The 15,919-nt window shown below is 66.0% G+C and carries 12 protein-coding genes; 8 read left to right on the top strand and 4 right to left on the bottom strand.

The window, feature by feature from the left end; genetic code table 11:
- Positions 1 to 24: 24 nt before the first annotated feature.
- Complete coding sequence (gene cobG / locus CH306_RS21455; RefSeq protein ID WP_094648003.1) at positions 25 to 1,155, bottom strand: precorrin-3B synthase; 1,131 nt, start codon at positions 1,153 to 1,155, stop codon at positions 25 to 27.
- A gap of 232 nt (positions 1,156 to 1,387) precedes the next feature.
- Between cobG and cobN the strand changes: the two genes are divergently transcribed.
- From cobN to CH306_RS21440, 3 genes are all read left to right on the top strand, one after another.
- A complete protein-coding gene (cobN, locus tag CH306_RS21450; RefSeq protein ID WP_094647903.1) occupies positions 1,388 to 4,993 on the top strand; it encodes a cobaltochelatase subunit CobN in 3,606 nt (1,201 codons plus the stop codon).
- 18 nt (positions 4,994 to 5,011) lie between these two features.
- Positions 5,012 to 5,392: a PPOX class F420-dependent oxidoreductase gene (locus CH306_RS21445; RefSeq protein WP_094629975.1), complete on the top strand. Its 381-nt coding sequence runs from the start codon at positions 5,012 to 5,014 to the stop codon at positions 5,390 to 5,392.
- 83 nt (positions 5,393 to 5,475) lie between these two features.
- Complete coding sequence (locus tag CH306_RS21440) at positions 5,476 to 5,901, top strand: VOC family protein (RefSeq protein WP_032398478.1); 426 nt, start codon at positions 5,476 to 5,478, stop codon at positions 5,899 to 5,901.
- Positions 5,902 to 5,917: 16 nt separating this feature from the next.
- Here the strand turns inward: CH306_RS21440 and CH306_RS21435 are convergent, their stop codons facing one another.
- From CH306_RS21435 to CH306_RS21425, 3 genes are read right to left on the bottom strand one after another with little or no spacing between them, the layout of a single operon-like run.
- Positions 5,918 to 7,294 (bottom strand): metallopeptidase TldD-related protein, encoded by a 1,377-nt coding sequence (locus tag CH306_RS21435; protein ID WP_094629974.1) that lies wholly within the window; start codon positions 7,292 to 7,294, stop codon positions 5,918 to 5,920.
- Entirely contained in the window at positions 7,291 to 8,847 is a 1,557-nt protein-coding gene (locus CH306_RS21430) for a TldD/PmbA family protein (RefSeq protein WP_094647902.1), read from the bottom strand. The genes CH306_RS21435 and CH306_RS21430 overlap by 4 nt, the downstream gene beginning before the upstream one ends.
- Complete coding sequence (locus CH306_RS21425; RefSeq protein ID WP_032398089.1) at positions 8,829 to 9,596, bottom strand: TSUP family transporter; 768 nt, start codon at positions 9,594 to 9,596, stop codon at positions 8,829 to 8,831. Before CH306_RS21425 ends, CH306_RS21430 begins: the two co-directional genes overlap by 19 nt.
- Before the next feature lie 17 nt (positions 9,597 to 9,613).
- On the opposite strand from CH306_RS21425, the gene CH306_RS21420 reads away from it, so the two are divergent.
- From CH306_RS21420 to lnt, 5 genes are all read left to right on the top strand, one after another.
- Entirely contained in the window at positions 9,614 to 10,777 is a 1,164-nt protein-coding gene (locus tag CH306_RS21420; protein ID WP_094647901.1) for a sensor histidine kinase, read from the top strand.
- 16 nt (positions 10,778 to 10,793) lie between these two features.
- Positions 10,794 to 11,450 (top strand): response regulator, encoded by a 657-nt coding sequence (locus CH306_RS21415; RefSeq protein WP_094647900.1) that lies wholly within the window; start codon positions 10,794 to 10,796, stop codon positions 11,448 to 11,450.
- Between the two features lie 81 nt (positions 11,451 to 11,531).
- The gene (locus CH306_RS21410) at positions 11,532 to 12,068 is read left to right on the top strand and encodes an FxsA family protein (protein ID WP_094629971.1); all 537 of its coding nucleotides are present in this window, start codon (positions 11,532 to 11,534) and stop codon (positions 12,066 to 12,068) included.
- A 59-nt stretch (positions 12,069 to 12,127) separates the two neighbouring features.
- Positions 12,128 to 13,681 (top strand): amidohydrolase, encoded by a 1,554-nt coding sequence (locus tag CH306_RS21405; RefSeq protein WP_094648002.1) that lies wholly within the window; start codon positions 12,128 to 12,130, stop codon positions 13,679 to 13,681.
- 19 nt (positions 13,682 to 13,700) lie between these two features.
- Positions 13,701 to 15,263, top strand: a complete 1,563-nt coding sequence (gene lnt / locus CH306_RS21400; RefSeq protein ID WP_094648001.1) for an apolipoprotein N-acyltransferase — start codon at positions 13,701 to 13,703, stop codon at positions 15,261 to 15,263.
- Positions 15,264 to 15,919: the final 656 nt, after the last annotated feature.

The raw sequence follows: 15,919 nt of genomic DNA, 5'->3' as shown, positions 1-15,919 counted from the left end.
CGCACCTGGGGTGAAGGCACCCACTCAGGACACGCGGTAGCCGATTCCCGTCGCGATGACGTCGGTCACCTCGCCCTTGGGCCGTCCACAACGCCGTTCGCACCCGGACCAGTGTTGCCGCTCGTCGCGCGGCGTCATCCGGGCATCGACTGCCGCGGAGAGGTCGGCTCGCACGTCGGCCAACGACTTCTCGCACCCCGGCGATCCGGTGCACGCACTCACCCGAATCCACGGAGATGCTGCGTCGAAGATCAGTCCCATCGGGGCGAGCACGCGGACGACCTGTTCGGCCGGTTCCTCGTCCAGGTCGCACACGATCAGCGATCGCCACGGCGTCATGATCAACGGACGGTCGATGGCGGCGAGGAACTCGGCGAGCCGCGCCCCAAGAACACCGTTGGCCAAGCCTGCGGCCAGCACCACCAGACCGTCGTCCTGGTCGAGCCATCCGATCGGTGGCACCTCCACGGGTGCGGGCAACGTCAGGGCGTGGCCGGCCGAGAGCCCGAGACGGTCGATGATCTGCGCCGGGCCGTCATCCAGTTCGGCCACCCGCCACTGGGACTGCCGCAGTTCCACGAAGGCACCGGCGCAGTCCAGCAGCGTCGAGACGACCTTGTCGCGGTCCACGCGAACGCCGCTGTCCCGGCCCGCCAGCAGCACGGCGAACGAACCGTCGGGCTGGGCGTAGGCACCGAAGTCCGGTTCCAGTCCGCACAGGTCGCCGCGGCCGTCGTCGAGCGCGAAGAGCGTTCGCCCCGGCAGTTCGGCCAGGTCGGCTCGTGCGCACAGGCCTTCGTCCAGCGCGCCGATCAGCGCGCGCACGTCGGTGAGGCCGCCCACCCGGCCCGACAGTGGAGAGGCGAGTATGTTGCGGACCCTCTCGTGCGTCGAGGACGGAAGCAATCCTGCGTCGGCCAGCCTGCTCGCGAAGCCGTCCGGATCCGACACCGCGCGCACCTGGATGTTGCCCCGCGAGGTCAGTTCCAATGTGCCGTCACCCAGCTCCGCAGCGGCCTGCGCCAGCACCTGCATCTGGCCCGGCGACACGACTCCGCCCGGCAGCCGAACTCGTGCCAGCGGCCCGTCCGCGGCCAGATGGGTCGTCAGCGCTCCGGGGCAGCCGTCGGGCACCGACCTCTCTGGCGAACTCATGGTCACCAGGCTACAAGCGCAGCGGGTGGCCCGATTCCATGCTCGCCCCGGTAGCATTCGATGTCCACGGCTCAGGCCGAGAGGAAACCGGCGAGAATCCGGTACGGTCGCGCCACTGTGACGCCCCATCCAGTCCCTCGGGACGGGGCAGGAGTCAGACCCTCTCGCCGACGAGTCGAAGACCGACACACCGATTTCCAGGGGCGCGAAACCCCCGAGGAGGGCGTTACCCGTGTTCTTGCTGCTGTCCACATCGGACACCGATCTGCTCAGTGCCCGTGCCAGTGGAGCCGACTTCACCTGGGGAAACCCTTCTCGCCTTCTCGCCGAGGACATACCGGCGATGGCTGCGACGGCAGAGCTGATCATCGTGCGCATCCTGGGGTCTCGTCGATCCTGGGAGTCGGGCATCGACGCCGTCCTCGCCACCGGACTGCCCGTCGTCGTACTCGGCGGCGAGCAGGCACCCGACGCCGACCTGATGGAGATCTCGACGGTCCCCGCGAACGTCGCCGCGCAGGCGCACAACTATCTGGCCGAAGGTGGGTCCGACAACCTGCGTCAGCTGTACAACTTTCTCTCCGACACCGTGTTGCTGACCGGGCACGGTTTCGACGCCCCACGACACCTCCCGACGTGGGGTCACCTCGAGCGACACTCCGCCGCGAGCTCCGACGGTCCGACGGTGGCCATCCTCTACTACCGCGCCCAACATCTTGCCGGTAACACCACGTACATCGACGCTCTCGCCACCGCGGTCGAGAACGCCGGTGCCACCGCGCTCCCGATCTACTGCGCGTCGCTGCGCACCGCGGAAGCCGACCTGCTCGACACGCTGAAGTCGGCGGATGCCCTGATCGTCACCGTTCTCGCCGCGGGAGGCACCAAACCGGCCGGAGCGTCGGCAGGCGGGGACGACGAGGCCTGGGACGTCGCCGAACTCGCTGCCCTCGACGTCCCGATCCTCCAGGGACTGTGTCTGACGAGTTCTCGCGCGACGTGGTCCGAGAACGACGACGGACTCTCCCCTCTGGACGTGGCCACTCAGGTCGCCGTCCCGGAGTTCGACGGCCGGCTCATCACGGTTCCGTTCTCGTTCAAGGAGATCGACGACGACGGGTTGACCACGTACGTTCCGGACCACGAGCGTGCTGCTCGGGTGGCGGGCATCGCGGTGCGGCACGCCCGGCTGCGGCATATTCCCGCTGCCGACCGCCGCATCGCGCTGATGTTCTCGGCCTATCCCACCAAACATGCGCGGATCGGCAACGCCGTCGGTCTCGACACTCCGGCGAGCGCGATCGCGCTGATGTCGGACATGCGCGCCGCCGGCTACGACCTCGGACCGCTCGACGGCCCGGATTCGGTGCCCGGTCTGGCTGCTCGCGACGGTGACGCACTCATTCACGCGTTGATCGCCCGCGGCGGCCAGGATCCCAACTGGCTCACCGACGCCCAGCTCGAGGGCAATCCCATTCGCATCTCGGCCGCGCAGTACGGCCGGTGGTTCGAGCAGCTTCCCGCAGATCTGCGCGACGGCGTGATCGAGCACTGGGGCCCCGCGCCGGGCGATCTCTACGTCGATCGGTCTGCCGATCCGAACGGTGAAATCGTCATCGCAGCAATGCAATTCGGCAACGTGGTGATCATGGTGCAGCCACCTCGGGGATTCGGCGAGAAGCCGGTTGCGATCTATCACGACCCGGACCTGCCGCCGAGCCATCACTATCTGGCGGCCTACCGGTGGATCTCGGCCACCGAGGCCGACGGCGGCTTCGGTGCGGACGCCATGGTCCACCTGGGCAAGCACGGCAACCTGGAATGGCTGCCGGGCAAGACACTCGGTATGTCCGCCTCCTGCGGAACCGATGCGGCGTTGGGCGACCTGCCGTTGATCTACCCGTTCCTCGTCAACGATCCGGGGGAGGGCACGCAGGCCAAGCGTCGAGCGCACGCCACTCTCGTCGATCACCTGATTCCGCCGATGGCGCGTGCGGAGAGCTACGGTGACATCTCCCGGCTCGAGCAATTGCTCGACGAGCACGCGAACATCTCGGCACTCGATCCGGCCAAGCTGCCTGCCATCCGCCAGCAGATCTGGACGCTGATGACCGCGGCGCAGATGCACAAGGACCTCGGACTGGAGGAGCGCCCCGACGAGGAAGTGTTCGACGACATGCTGTTGCACGTCGACGGCTGGCTGTGCGAGATCAAGGATGTGCAGATCCGCGACGGCCTGCACATTCTCGGCCAGGAACCCGTCGGCGATGCCGAGGTCGAGTTGGTTCTGGCCATGCTGCGTGCTCGGCAGATGTGGGGCGGGGAGCAGACGGTTCCAGGTCTGCGCGAGGCGCTGGGTCTGAGCGAGGACGGAGACGAGGATCGCACCCGCGTCGACAGTATCGAGGCCGTCGCCCACGGATTGGTCGCGGCGATGCAGGCAACTCAGTGGGATCCCGCAGCGGCCGCGCGAGTGGCGGGCGAGCACGGCGGCGTGGTTGCACAGATTCTCGAGTTCGCCGCAGCCGAGGTCGTTCCGAGACTGCGCGGGACCTCACGCGAGATCGCCCAGGTACTGCACGCGCTCGACGGCGGTTTCATCGCGGCAGGGCCCAGCGGTTCACCGCTGCGCGGGCTGATCAACGTTCTGCCCACCGGCCGCAACTTCTACTCCGTCGATCCGAAGGCCGTGCCGTCGAAGTTGGCGTGGGAGACCGGTCAGGCGATGGCGGAGTCACTGCTCGCTCGCTACCGCCAGGACCACGGCGAGTGGCCGAAATCGGTCGGGCTGTCGGTGTGGGGCACGTCGGCCATGCGGACCTCCGGCGACGACATCGCCGAAGTCTTCGCACTGTTGGGCGTGTCACCGGTGTGGGACGAGGCGTCGCGCCGAGTCACTCGGCTCGAGGTGATCGATCTCGTCGAGCTCGGCCGACCCCGCATCGACGTGACGGTCCGCATCAGCGGGTTCTTCCGTGACGCATTTCCCCATGTGCTCGCATTGCTCGACGATGCGGTTCGGATGGTCGCCGCGTTGGACGAGCCGGCCGATCAGAACTACGTTCGAGCGCATGCGCAGGCCGATCTCGCCGAGCACAGTGACGAAAGGCGTTCCACCACACGCATTTTCGGATCGAAGCCGGGGACGTACGGTGCCGGGTTGCTGCAGCTGATCGACAGCAAGACCTGGCGCAGCGACGACGACCTGGCGCAGGTCTACACCACCTGGGGCGGCTTCGCGTACGGCCGTGGTCTCGACGGCGTTCCCGCCTCGGACGACATGCGCACCGCCTACAAGCGCATTGCCGTTGCCGCCAAGAACACCGATACGCGTGAGCACGACATCGCCGATTCCGACGACTACTTCCAGTACCACGGAGGCATGGTCGCAACCGTGCGTGCGTTGACCGGGAAGTCGCCCGAGGCGTACATCGGTGACAGCACGCGGCCGGAATCGGTTCGCACGCGCACGCTCTCGGAAGAGACCGCGAGAGTGTTCCGCGCCCGGGTGGTGAACCCGCGGTGGCTCGAGGCGATGCGCAGGCACGGGTACAAGGGCGCGTTCGAGATGGCGGCGACCGTGGACTATCTGTTCGGCTACGACGCGACGACCGACGTGGTGCAGGACTGGATGTACGAGAAGCTGGCCGAGACGTACGTGCTCGACGAGCAGAACCAGAAGTTCATGCAACAGTCCAATCCGTGGGCGCTGCACGGTATCGCGGAGCGGCTGCTCGAAGCGGCCGAACGGAAGATGTGGGCCGAGCCGGACAAGCAGGTTCTCGACGGGTTGCGCAAGGTGTATCTGGAAACCGAGGGCGAGCTCGAGGGCGAATAGCGACGTATTCTGAGCAGTATGGCTGCCACCTTCGAAGACATTGCCAAAGGCAAATACGTACTGCTGACGACGTTCAAGAAAGACGGCACAGGGGTTCCGACTCCGCTGTGGGGTGCCCTCGACGGGAATCGGCTGCTGGTCTGGACGGTGGCCGATTCGTGGAAGGTGAAACGGATTCGCCGCAACCCCGCAGTCACGCTGGCACCGTGCGACATGCGCGGTAACCCTCAGGGCGACGCGGTCGACGCGCGGGCCGAGATTCTCGACGGGGCCGAGACGGAAAAGGCTCGCTCGGCGATCGCGTCGAAGTACGGACTCATCGGATGGCTCACGGTCAAGGGAAGTGTGCTGCGACGGGGCAAGAGCGGTTCCGTCGGATTGGCGATCACCGCCGCCTGAGTCGCGATTGGTGCCATCGTTCGCATGCGCGGTTCCGAATGCTTCGTGAGGCAGCTTCCCCTGCTGCCGGAATGGAGCACCACGTGCCAATCGCAGTGACCGATTACAACCATGTTCGCCTCACCGTCAGCGACATCGAACGGTCCCGGTCGTTCTACGACTCGGTGTTCGGCTTCGACGTCGCGTACGCCTGGGATCCCGACGCGGACGAAGAGACCAAGAAGGCGCTGTGGTTCCTCTTCGGCGGCGTCATCTACAAATTCGGTGGTGGCCTGCTCGGTCTGCGCCCGGTCGCACCGAGCGACGACACATTCGCCGAGGACCGTTGCGGACTCGATCACCTCAGTTTCACCGTCGACACCCGCGCCGCCCTCGAGGACGCCGTGAAGACACTCGACGAGTTGGGTATCGCGCACGAGGGCATCAAGGACGCCGGGCCCGGACTGTCCATCGTGGAGTTCCGCGACCCCGACAACATCGCACTCGAGCTCTCCGGCCCCGACAAGTAGGTCGCGCTACCGAGCCCTACTGCGCGGCGCTCACCGACGACATGTGAAAGTCGGGGATGCGTAGCGGCGGCATCGCCGTGCGAGTGAACCAGTCCTTCCACTCGCGCGGCAGTGTCGCCTCCGTTGCGCCCGCCTCGGTGACGCGTCGCAACAGATCGAGCGGGCTCTCGTTGAAGCGAAAGTTGTTCACTGCGCCGGTGATCCGACCGTCCTCGATGGCGTAGACCCCGTCTCTGGTCAGCCCGGTGAGCAGCAGCGAGGTGGGATCGACCTCTCGGATGTACCAGAGCGTGGTCAGCAGCAGGCCCCGCTCGGTTGCGGCAACCATCTCCTCCAGCCGAGTATCGGTGCCGCCGGTCATGACGAGATTGTTGCCCGGCACCGCGACGGGTGCCCCGAACTTCTGCGCGGCGGCACGCGGGTAGGACAGGGCCGCGACCGAACCGTCGCGCACCCAGTCGACCCGCTCGATGTCCATGCCGTTGTCGAACACCGATACCGCATCACTCGACGAGCCGGCGATCACGAACGGCGCGTACTCGAGTCCGGATGCGCGTGGGTCGGAGTACAGCGTCAGCGGCAGGTCGGTGAGTTTCTCACCGACTCTCGTTCCGCCGGCCCGCGAGAGAGCGGTGCGGCCTTCCTGCGCTCCGCGGCCTTCCATGGTCCACATCAGGTAGATCATCAGATCGGCCACCGCCGACGGGGGCAGCAGAGTCTCGTACCGACCGGCGGGCAGTTCGACGGTGTTCCGGGCCCAGCCGAGTCGGGTGGACAGTTCCGCCAACATGGTTCGGACCGAGACGTCCCGGAAGTCGGTTGTTCCTGTGCCCACCCAGGCGCTTGCCCCGGATCGCTTGCCGTTGATCTCGACCGATCCGGTGGGTTGGGTGAACGTACGGCGCACACCGGTCGAGGTTCCGAGCCAGACGTTGTCGACGGTGTGCTGCGCGAATCCGTACAGCGTGTCCTCGCCGTCGAATCCGACGTTCAATTCCGTTGCCAGCGAACCGAACACGTCGATCGACGTGTGCGTCGCACCGCGGTCCCAGTTCTCCGTTCCGGAAGCGGACCCGACCGAATCCGAAGGCAGCAGCGGCATCGCGTCTTCCGCGGTCTCTGCCGATCGTGCTGCCGATTCGCTCGCCCGCACCACCGCCTCGATGTCGTCCGGGTCGACACTCGTCGACGACACGGTACCGACTCGAGTGCCGTCCGCCCCGCGCACGATCGAGATGACCTCCCAACGCCGCGAGGTGGCGATTCCGTTGGTGGTCATGGAGTTTCCGGCCCACCGCAACGTTGCGTCACTGGAGTCGGTGACGATCACGATGGTGTCGTCGACACTCGCGCGGGCGAGTGCACGTTCGATCACGAGCTGCGGAGCGATCATCGGCCTGCCTCCGATCGGGTGTTGAGGACGTTGACGCCGCGGAACAACGCGACGGGGCAGCCGTGGCTGACGGCGGCAACCTGCCCGGGTTGGGCCTTGCCACAGTTGAATGCGCCGCCGAGTCGCCACGTGGACTGTCCACCGAGCAGTTCCATCGAACCCCAGAATTCGGTGGTGGTCGCCTGGTACGCCACATCACGCACCTGGCCGTCGAGCACGCCGTTGCGGATTCGGTAGAAGCGTTGGCCGGTGAACTGGAAGTTGTACCGTTGCATGTCGATCGACCAGGATTTGTCGCCGACGACGTAGATGCCGTCCTCCACCTCACCGATGACGTCGGCTGTGGATCGATCGGTGTCGGGGTCGGCCTGCAGCGACACGTTCGCCATACGCTGGATCGGCACGTGATGCGCAGAATCGGCGTACGAGCACCCGTTGGACCGCTCGAGACCGAGTTTCGGGGCGAACACTCGGTCGAGTTGGTAGCCGACCAACGTCCCGCCGCGCACCAGATCCCATTTCTGCGATGCCACTCCGTCGTCGTCCCAGCCGATGCTGGCCAGACCGTTGACCTCGGTTCGGTCCGCGGTGACGTGCATGATGGGCGATCCGTAGCGCAACGTACCCAGCTGGTCCGGAGTCGCGAACGAGGTGCCGGCGTAAGCGGCCTCGTAGCCGATGGCCCGATCGTATTCCGTTGCGTGCCCGATCGATTCGTGAATGGTGAGCCACAGGTTGGTCGGATCGATGACGAGATCCGTCGGTCCTGCCACGACCGACGGTGCCTTCACCTTCTCGGCCAACCATTCGGGTATTTGCGCAAGCTCGTCGGCCCAGTCCCAGGTGCCGTTCTCACCCAGGTACTCCCAGCCTCGTCCGACCGGTGGCGCGAGGGTACGCATGGTCTCGAACGCACCGGCGGATCGATCCACGGTGGTGGCCTCGAACTGAGGATGGAGTCGCACCCGCTGCTGAATGATGCTGCTGCCGGCCAGATCCGCGTAGAACGACTGCTCCTTGACCTGCAGAACCGAGGCGGTGACGTGGTCGACGCCATCCGACGCGGCCAGCCGGGACGAATACTCCGCGAGCAGTGACACCTTCTCGGCGGTGGGTACCTCGAAGGGGTCGATGTCGTACTCCGACACCCACGTTGCGTTCGAGTACACCGGCTCGGCAGCGAGTTCCACGCGTTCACGATTGAGTGCGCGCAGCGCTGTGGCCACCTCGACTGCGCTCCGGGCCGTGGCTGCGGCTGCGTCGGTGCCGAGTTCGGCGTGCGATGCGAAACCCCAGGTCCCGTCGACGACGACCCGCACGGCGAGACCGATCTCCCCGGCGTCGACGGCGGATTGAACGGAGCCGTCGCGCAGCGAGATCGACTGAGTCGTCGAGCGCTGCACGCGAACATCGGCGTGCGTTGCCCCGGCGGTCCGTGCCGTGCTCAGGGCGGCGTCCGCGAGGGCCTGCAGGGGCAGAGCCAGGAAGTCGGCGTCGACCGACCGATCCGATTGTCTCGTCACGCCTGAAGACGCTAGCCGAATTGTTGCCATCCGAGTCGGACGACCATCCCCACCACCACGACGAGCAGGACGATTCTCACGAATCCGGCACCGCGGGCGACCGCTGTACGCGACCCGAGGACGGCACCGAACACGTTGCACACCGCCATGACCGCTCCGAGTTGCCAGTAGACGCTGCCGGTGACCGCGAAGAAGGCGAGGGCACCGACGTTGGACCCGACGTTGATCACCTTGGCCATCGCGGCGCTGCGCACGAACTCGGTACCGAGCAGCGTGGCGAAGGCGATGATGAGGAACGTTCCGGTGCCGGGCCCGAGAATGCCGTCGTAGAAGCCGATTCCGGCGGCTGCGCAGCCGATGACGATCAGAACCTTGCGATGGGTCGGCGGCGACGGTGCCGCCGTTCGGCCGATGGTCGGACGGCAGGTGACCAGTACGGCCACACCGACGAGAACGACCATGATGATCGGGATGAACAGCTCGCGATCGATCAACGACACCGCAGCAGCGCCTGCGGCCGAGGCCACGGCGGCAAGGACGGCGGCCGGAATCAGCACCGGCCAGTTCAGCGGGACCTTGCGCGAAAAGGTGACGACGGCGGCGACGGTACCGAACACGGCAGTTGCCTTGTTCGTCGCCAGCGCCGCCTGCTGCGTCAGCTGAGGGGCCACGAGAAGGATGGCGGGCAGCAGGATGAGACCACCTCCGCCCACCACGGCGTCGACCCAACCGGCGGCCGTGGCAGCGACCATCAGCAATCCCCAGTCGGCAGCAGTCATACGGCAAACTCAATCACATGCGTCGATTCAGTCTGTGGCTCCGTGGGCAGCCGTTCGTGGCCGACGCCCTGCTGGCGGCCGGGCTGTTCGTCCTCGACATTCTGGTGTTCGTCAGCTCGGTCGACGGTCTCAACGCACCGTTGTTCCTGGTGTTCTCGGTCGTGCTGACGATTCCCGTTGCATGGCGGCGCCGTCTGCCGCGCTCGATCGCAGCGCTCACTCTCGTCACCGCGCTCGCCTCCGACACAGCAGGCAGCCTGGCGGGCGATGCGTACAACGGTCACCCGGCCGCTCTGGCCCTGCCGATCATGCTTTACACCCTGGTTGCGTACGTCGGTCGAATCCAGGCCGGCATCTATGCCGCCGCGCTCGCTGCGTACACCGCCGCGAGCCTGTACCTGTTCGACCAACCGGTCTTCACGACGCTGTTGTTCAGCGCGCTGATGTACGCGCTGTCGTGGGTTGCGGCGGAATTTCTCGGTGCCCGCAGGGCATACGACGAAGCGACGCAGGCCCGTCTCGTCGTGGCCGAGTACGACAGGGACCGACGCGCCGAGGAGGCCGTGATCTCCGAGCGCACGCGCATCGCACGCGAGCTGCACGACGTCATTGCCCACAGCGTCAGTGTCATGGTGGTCCAGGCCGACGGTGCCTCGTATGCCATCAGACGCAACCCCGAGCGCGCAGAGCAGGCCGTTGCCAACATCTCCGCCACGGGCCGGTCGGCGCTCGCGGAATTGCGTCGAACGGTCGCGTTGCTGCGGACGTCGCCCGACTCGGACGACATGCCCCAGTACGGGACAGCGGGACTGGCGCGTGTCGTCGAGATGATGGGTCGGGCCGGGTTGAACGTCGAACTCGAACAGACCGGAAATCTGGACGACATCAGCCCGGCGATCAGCCTCGGAGTTCATCGGTTGGTCCAAGAATCGCTGACCAACGTTCTCCGGCACGCCGGCCATGCGCCGCGCGCCGTCGTCAAGGTCGTTCGCGAGGAGGAGACGGTCACCGTCGAGATTTCCGACAACGGCACCGGCTCGGGCGCACCGACGTCCGCGGACGGCGGTGGGCACGGACTGCTCGGAATGCGTGAGCGAGTAGCGGTGCTTCGAGGAACCCTGCATGCGGGTCGGACGCCACACGGCACTTGGCTCGTGCGGGCGACACTGCCGATCGAGTGAGGGCTAGGTTGGGTCGGTGTCGATCACCGTTGTCGTCGTGGACGACCAGGAACTCATGCGCATGGGATTGAACATGGTGCTCGAGGCGCAGGACGACATCGAGGTGGTGGGGGAGGCGGCCGACGGGGCAGGTGCCGTCGAAGCCGTAGCGAGACTGGCACCGGCGGTGGTGCTGATGGACGTCCGGATGCCCGGTGTCGACGGCGTGACCGCTACCCGCACCATCACCGAATCCGGTTCGGACGCCAAGGTTCTGGTGATGACGACCTTCGATCTCGACGAACACGTCCTCGGTGCACTCAGGGCGGGGGCCAGTGGATTCCTTCTCAAGGACACTCCACCGGAGGACCTGGTCTCCGCGATTCGCAGCGTGGCCGCAGGCGACGCCGTCGTCTCACCGAAGGTGACCAAGCGCTTGCTCTCGAGGTTCGTCGCACAGACTCCGTCGACCACCGACGCCTCCGTTCTCGACGCTCTCACCGGCCGTGAGCGCGAGGTGCTGGTGCACCTGGCGACCGGCTTGTCCAATGCGGAGATCGCGACCGCGCTGCATCTGTCCGAGGCGACGATCAAGACCCACATCGGCCGAATTCTGACGAAATTGGGTGTCCGTGATCGAGTTCAGGCGGTCGTGCTGGCGTACGAAACCGGACTCGTGCGGCCGGGTTCCTGAGAATCTCCCGGCAAACCGGTCACACCGGGAGCGATTTCGATGCCCCGCGCGTTGTACCGATGAAGCGAAGAAAGGACCGTCATGCTCGCTCTGTTCGTACTCTATGTCGTGGTCGAGGTCGCAGCGCTGGTCGCCGTGGGAAGCGCACTCGGTGTGCTCTGGACAGTGGTGTTGCTGATCGGCGGATCGCTGGTCGGGTCACTGCTGGTGCGATCGCAGGGCAGACGCGTGTTGGACGGTCTGCAGAGGGCATCGAGAGGCGAACGATCGGCCGGCGGAGCCGTGGCCGATGGAGCTCTCTTCGCCGCAGGGTCGGTCGCGATGTTCGTGCCGGGTCTGGTGACCACGGTGATCGGATTGCTCTTGATGATCCCGCCGACCAGGTGGCTGCTACGCCCAGCGGTGATGTGGGCCGCCGCACGCTGGTTGCCGCAGGTTGCGACCGCGACCCGGCGCATGCGCCCCACCGTCATCGACGGTGAGATCCTCGACGATGACGTCGACAGGAGTACTCGCGCGCCGAATGCATCCGGTTCTGCGCTGATCCTCGAGGGACAGGTGATCGAGGCGGACCGGTTCGATCCCGCCGGTGGGGATTTCCGGAAGCCACACCGGTAGGGGCAGACTGGTCGTTCGTGACCACCGAATTGTTCTGCGGCGGACGGATCTACAGTCCGATGGCTTCCGACGCCACCGCCATGGCCGTGACCGATGGAATCGTCAGTTGGATCGGTGAGGATCGCACCGGGCGAGCGCTCCACCCAGGGGTCCGCATCACCGATCTGGCCGGGTCCTTCGTGGCACCGGCGTTCGTGGACACTCACGTGCACGTCACCGACCTGGGGCTGTCGTTGGTCGGACTCGATCTGTCCGGCTGTATCTCGCTCGAACACTGTATGCGGGTGCTCGCCGACCACGCATCGTCGTCGTCGGACGCTCTCGTCTGGGGACACGGGTGGGACGAAACCGAGTGGCCCGAACGTCGCGCACCGTCGACAGCCGACCTCGATGCGGCCGCGCCCGGGCGCCCGGTGTATCTCGCTCGCATCGATGCGCATTCGGCCGCCGTCTCGACGCCGTTGCGCGTTGCCGCCGCCGGTATCGAATCGACCAGCGGCTTCGCGGGGCAGTCTCCGCTCACCGCTGCCGCTCATCACCTCGCCCGGCTGACCGCGCGGTCGATGATGACGGCCGATACCCGGGATCGGGCTCGAACGGCTGCGCTCGACAGTGCTGCGGCGCAGGGAATCGTCGCTGTCCACGAATGTGCCGGTCCGATCGTGTCGGGGATCGACGACTTCCGTGAACTGATGTCCACCCGACACGGAGTGGAGGTGCGCGGATACTGGGGCGAGCTGGTCGAGACGGCCGAGCAGGCCCGACAGCTTCTCGAGAGCACCGGTGCCCACGGGTTGGCCGGCGACATCTTCGTCGACGGCTCGCTGGGGTCGCGGACCGCATGGTTGTCGTCGCCGTACGCCGACGATGCCGGATCGGGCGTGTCGTACGAGAACGTCGATGCGATCGCAGCACACATCTCGGCGTGCACGACGGCAGGAGTGCAGGCTGGTTTCCACGTCATCGGTGACGCGGCGATTTCGGCTGCCGTCACTGCATTCGAGCAGGTGGTGGCCGAACTCGGAACTCCTACCGTCGCCGCGTGCGGGCACCGGCTCGAACATCTGGCCATGGTCGCACCCGAACAGGCCGACAGATTGGCGTCGTGGGGCGTGATCGCCAGCATGCAACCGATGTTCGACGCACTGTGGGGCGGCACGGAAGGGTTGTACTCGGCACGGCTCGGCGCAGACCGGGCGTCGGCGCTGCATCCGTTCGCGCGCTTGGCGTCGGCGGGGGTGTCGCTCGCGTTCGGGTCGGATGCGCCGGTCACCCGACTCGATCCGTGGGCGACGGTCAGGGCGGCGGTCGATCACCGCACGCCGGGCAGTGCCATCTCGCCCCGGGCAGCGTTTTCGGCCTCCACCCGCGGAGCATGGCGCGCGGGCGGAGTCCGAGACGGATTGGCAGGGACATTGGTGCCGGGGGCTCCCGCGTCCTTTGCGGTGTGGGAGGTCGACGAGCTCGTCGTCCGAGCACCCAAGGACAGCGTGCAACGGTGGTCGACGGACCCACGCGCGGGGGTATCCCCCTTGCCCGGTCTCGACCCGTCGTCCACGGCTCCACGGTGCTCGATGACCGTGCATCGCGGACAGGTCATCCATGAGAACTGAGTCCGCTTCGGGTGTCGAGATGGTGGTGTCATCGGCGGAGCGGCTGCGCCGGGCCGCACTGTCCACTGCGCTCTCAGTTGCCGGTGGTGCGCTGATATTCGCGAGCTTTCCGCCGCGAACCCTGTGGTTCCTGGCACCGCTGGGTATCGCGCTGCTGGCCCTCGTTCTGACCGGCTTCGGCGGCCGTGGCTCGGTATCGCTGAAAGCGGGATTCGGCTACGGCTGTGCCGCCGGCCTGGGATTCTTCGTTCCGCTGCTCCCATGGATCGGTGTGTACGTGGGACCGATGCCCTGGCTGGCGCTCGCCCTCGCCGAATCGGTCTTCGTCGGCCTGTTCGGAGTGCTCGGGGTGTTGGCGGCACGGAGTGCATGGTGGCCGTTGTCCATGGCATTGGCCTGGAGCCTGACCGAATGGCTCAGATCGAGTGTTCCCTTCGGTGGCTTTCCGTGGGGTCGACTGGCATTCGGACAACCCGAGGGCTGGCTGCTTCCCTTGGCGAGCATCGGGGGTGCACCGTTGCTCGGTTTCGGGGTGGCGCTGACCGGAACCGGAGCGGCTGCTCTGCTGTTCGCGGTCGGTCGACGAGGAGGAGTGCGTTCGTACCTCGGACCGGTCGCCGCAACGACGGTGGCGTCCATCGTGGCGCTGATGCTGCTACCGACGCTGCACAGCAACGCTGCACCGGAGGGCGACGAACGGACGGTGACGATCGCGGCGGTCCAGGGAAGCGTTCCGCGGCTGGGTCTGGATTTCAACGCACAGCGGCGAGCGGTGCTGGACAATCACGTGCGGGAGACGATGACGTTGGCCGCTGACGTCGAGGCCGGCAGGCAGCCTGCTCCGGATCTCGTCGTATGGCCCGAGAATGCGTCCGATATCGATCCGTTGAGAAATGCCGACGCTGCGACTCTCATCACAGAGGCGTCGGTGGCCGTGGGGGCTCCGATTCTCGTCGGCACGGTACTGGTCAATGCCGATGGCACGAACACCAATTCGGTGATTGCGTGGAACGGTACCGATGGGCCCGGTGAGCGGCACGACAAGAAGATAATTCAACCGTTCGGCGAATACTTGCCATTCCGAAGTTTCTTCCGCTTGTTCTCGGAATATGCCGACCGAGCGGGTTATTTCGTCCCCGGCGACGGAAATGGAGTGGTACGCGCCGGGGGAATAGCGGCCGGAATAGCGACGTGCTACGAAGTCGCATTCGATCGCGCCCTCGAGGAATCGGTCCGATCGGGCGCAGAGTTCATCGCCATACCCACCAACAACGCGACCTTCGGTGACACCGAAATGACCTACCAACAACTCGCGATGTCCAGAGTGCGCGCCGTCGAGCACGGGAGAACAGTCGTGGTGGCGGCGACGAGCGGCGTCAGCGCGATCGTGTCGCCCGACGGACACGTTCTGCAGCAGACGCCGCTGTTCACCCCTGACGTGCTGGTGTCCAGTGTCGTACTGCGACAATCCCTCACCGTCGCGACACGAATCGGCGTCGGATCGGAACTGGTGCTGTGTCTGGCAGCCGTCGGAGCACTCGGCGCAACGCTTCTGTCCGGGCGCCGCCGTTCCGCCTCGTGAAACAATCGCCGAGTCGGTGAACAGTGGGTTTTTCGCGTCGCCGAGTCGGATACGAGTAGGGCAAAGTCGTTCGACCCGGCACGCGGAGTCATTCGATCGACCGAATAGCATCTGTTCGAGTAGCACTCGCGGTCACTTCTGTAACAGGCTGGAGACGGCGATCGATGGTTCTTATGATTACCGTCCAAAAGAACCTTGCCGATGTTGTATCTTTGTAAGCCGCTGGGATGCTCGACGCGGGATTTCCGGGCTCGACTTTCAGTGGATGACCGACAGTCTCGCGTTGGTATGTGAGCGCTGCACCGACGCCGACAGTGTCGAGCGTGTCGTACGCCTGGCGGGGAGGGGAGTTCGTGTCGTACAGGACAATGGATTCGAGAGTCACCACACACTCATTCGTGGAACTCACGGTTTGTTCCATCCGGTAGAACCGGGTTCTCTCCCTGTTTCAATCCGATCGGTGATGCGCGACGAATTGATACAGAGCCATATCACCACCGAACGTGTGTGAAACGACACGAACGCAGACCAGAACGGAAGCCAGAATTGCTCAATCGCGCGCACAGGCCGCCGCGGCTCGACACTCCCAACCGACCCGAGGGCTCCGAGTCGATCGACTCGACGTCGGCCTTTGTCGTCGTGACCGTGCCGCCGAA

It is taken from the genome of Rhodococcus sp. 15-725-2-2b (assembly GCF_002259075.1).
Lineage (GTDB): Bacteria > Actinomycetota > Actinomycetes > Mycobacteriales > Mycobacteriaceae > Rhodococcoides.
This window is presented reverse-complemented; position numbering and strand designations above follow the sequence as displayed.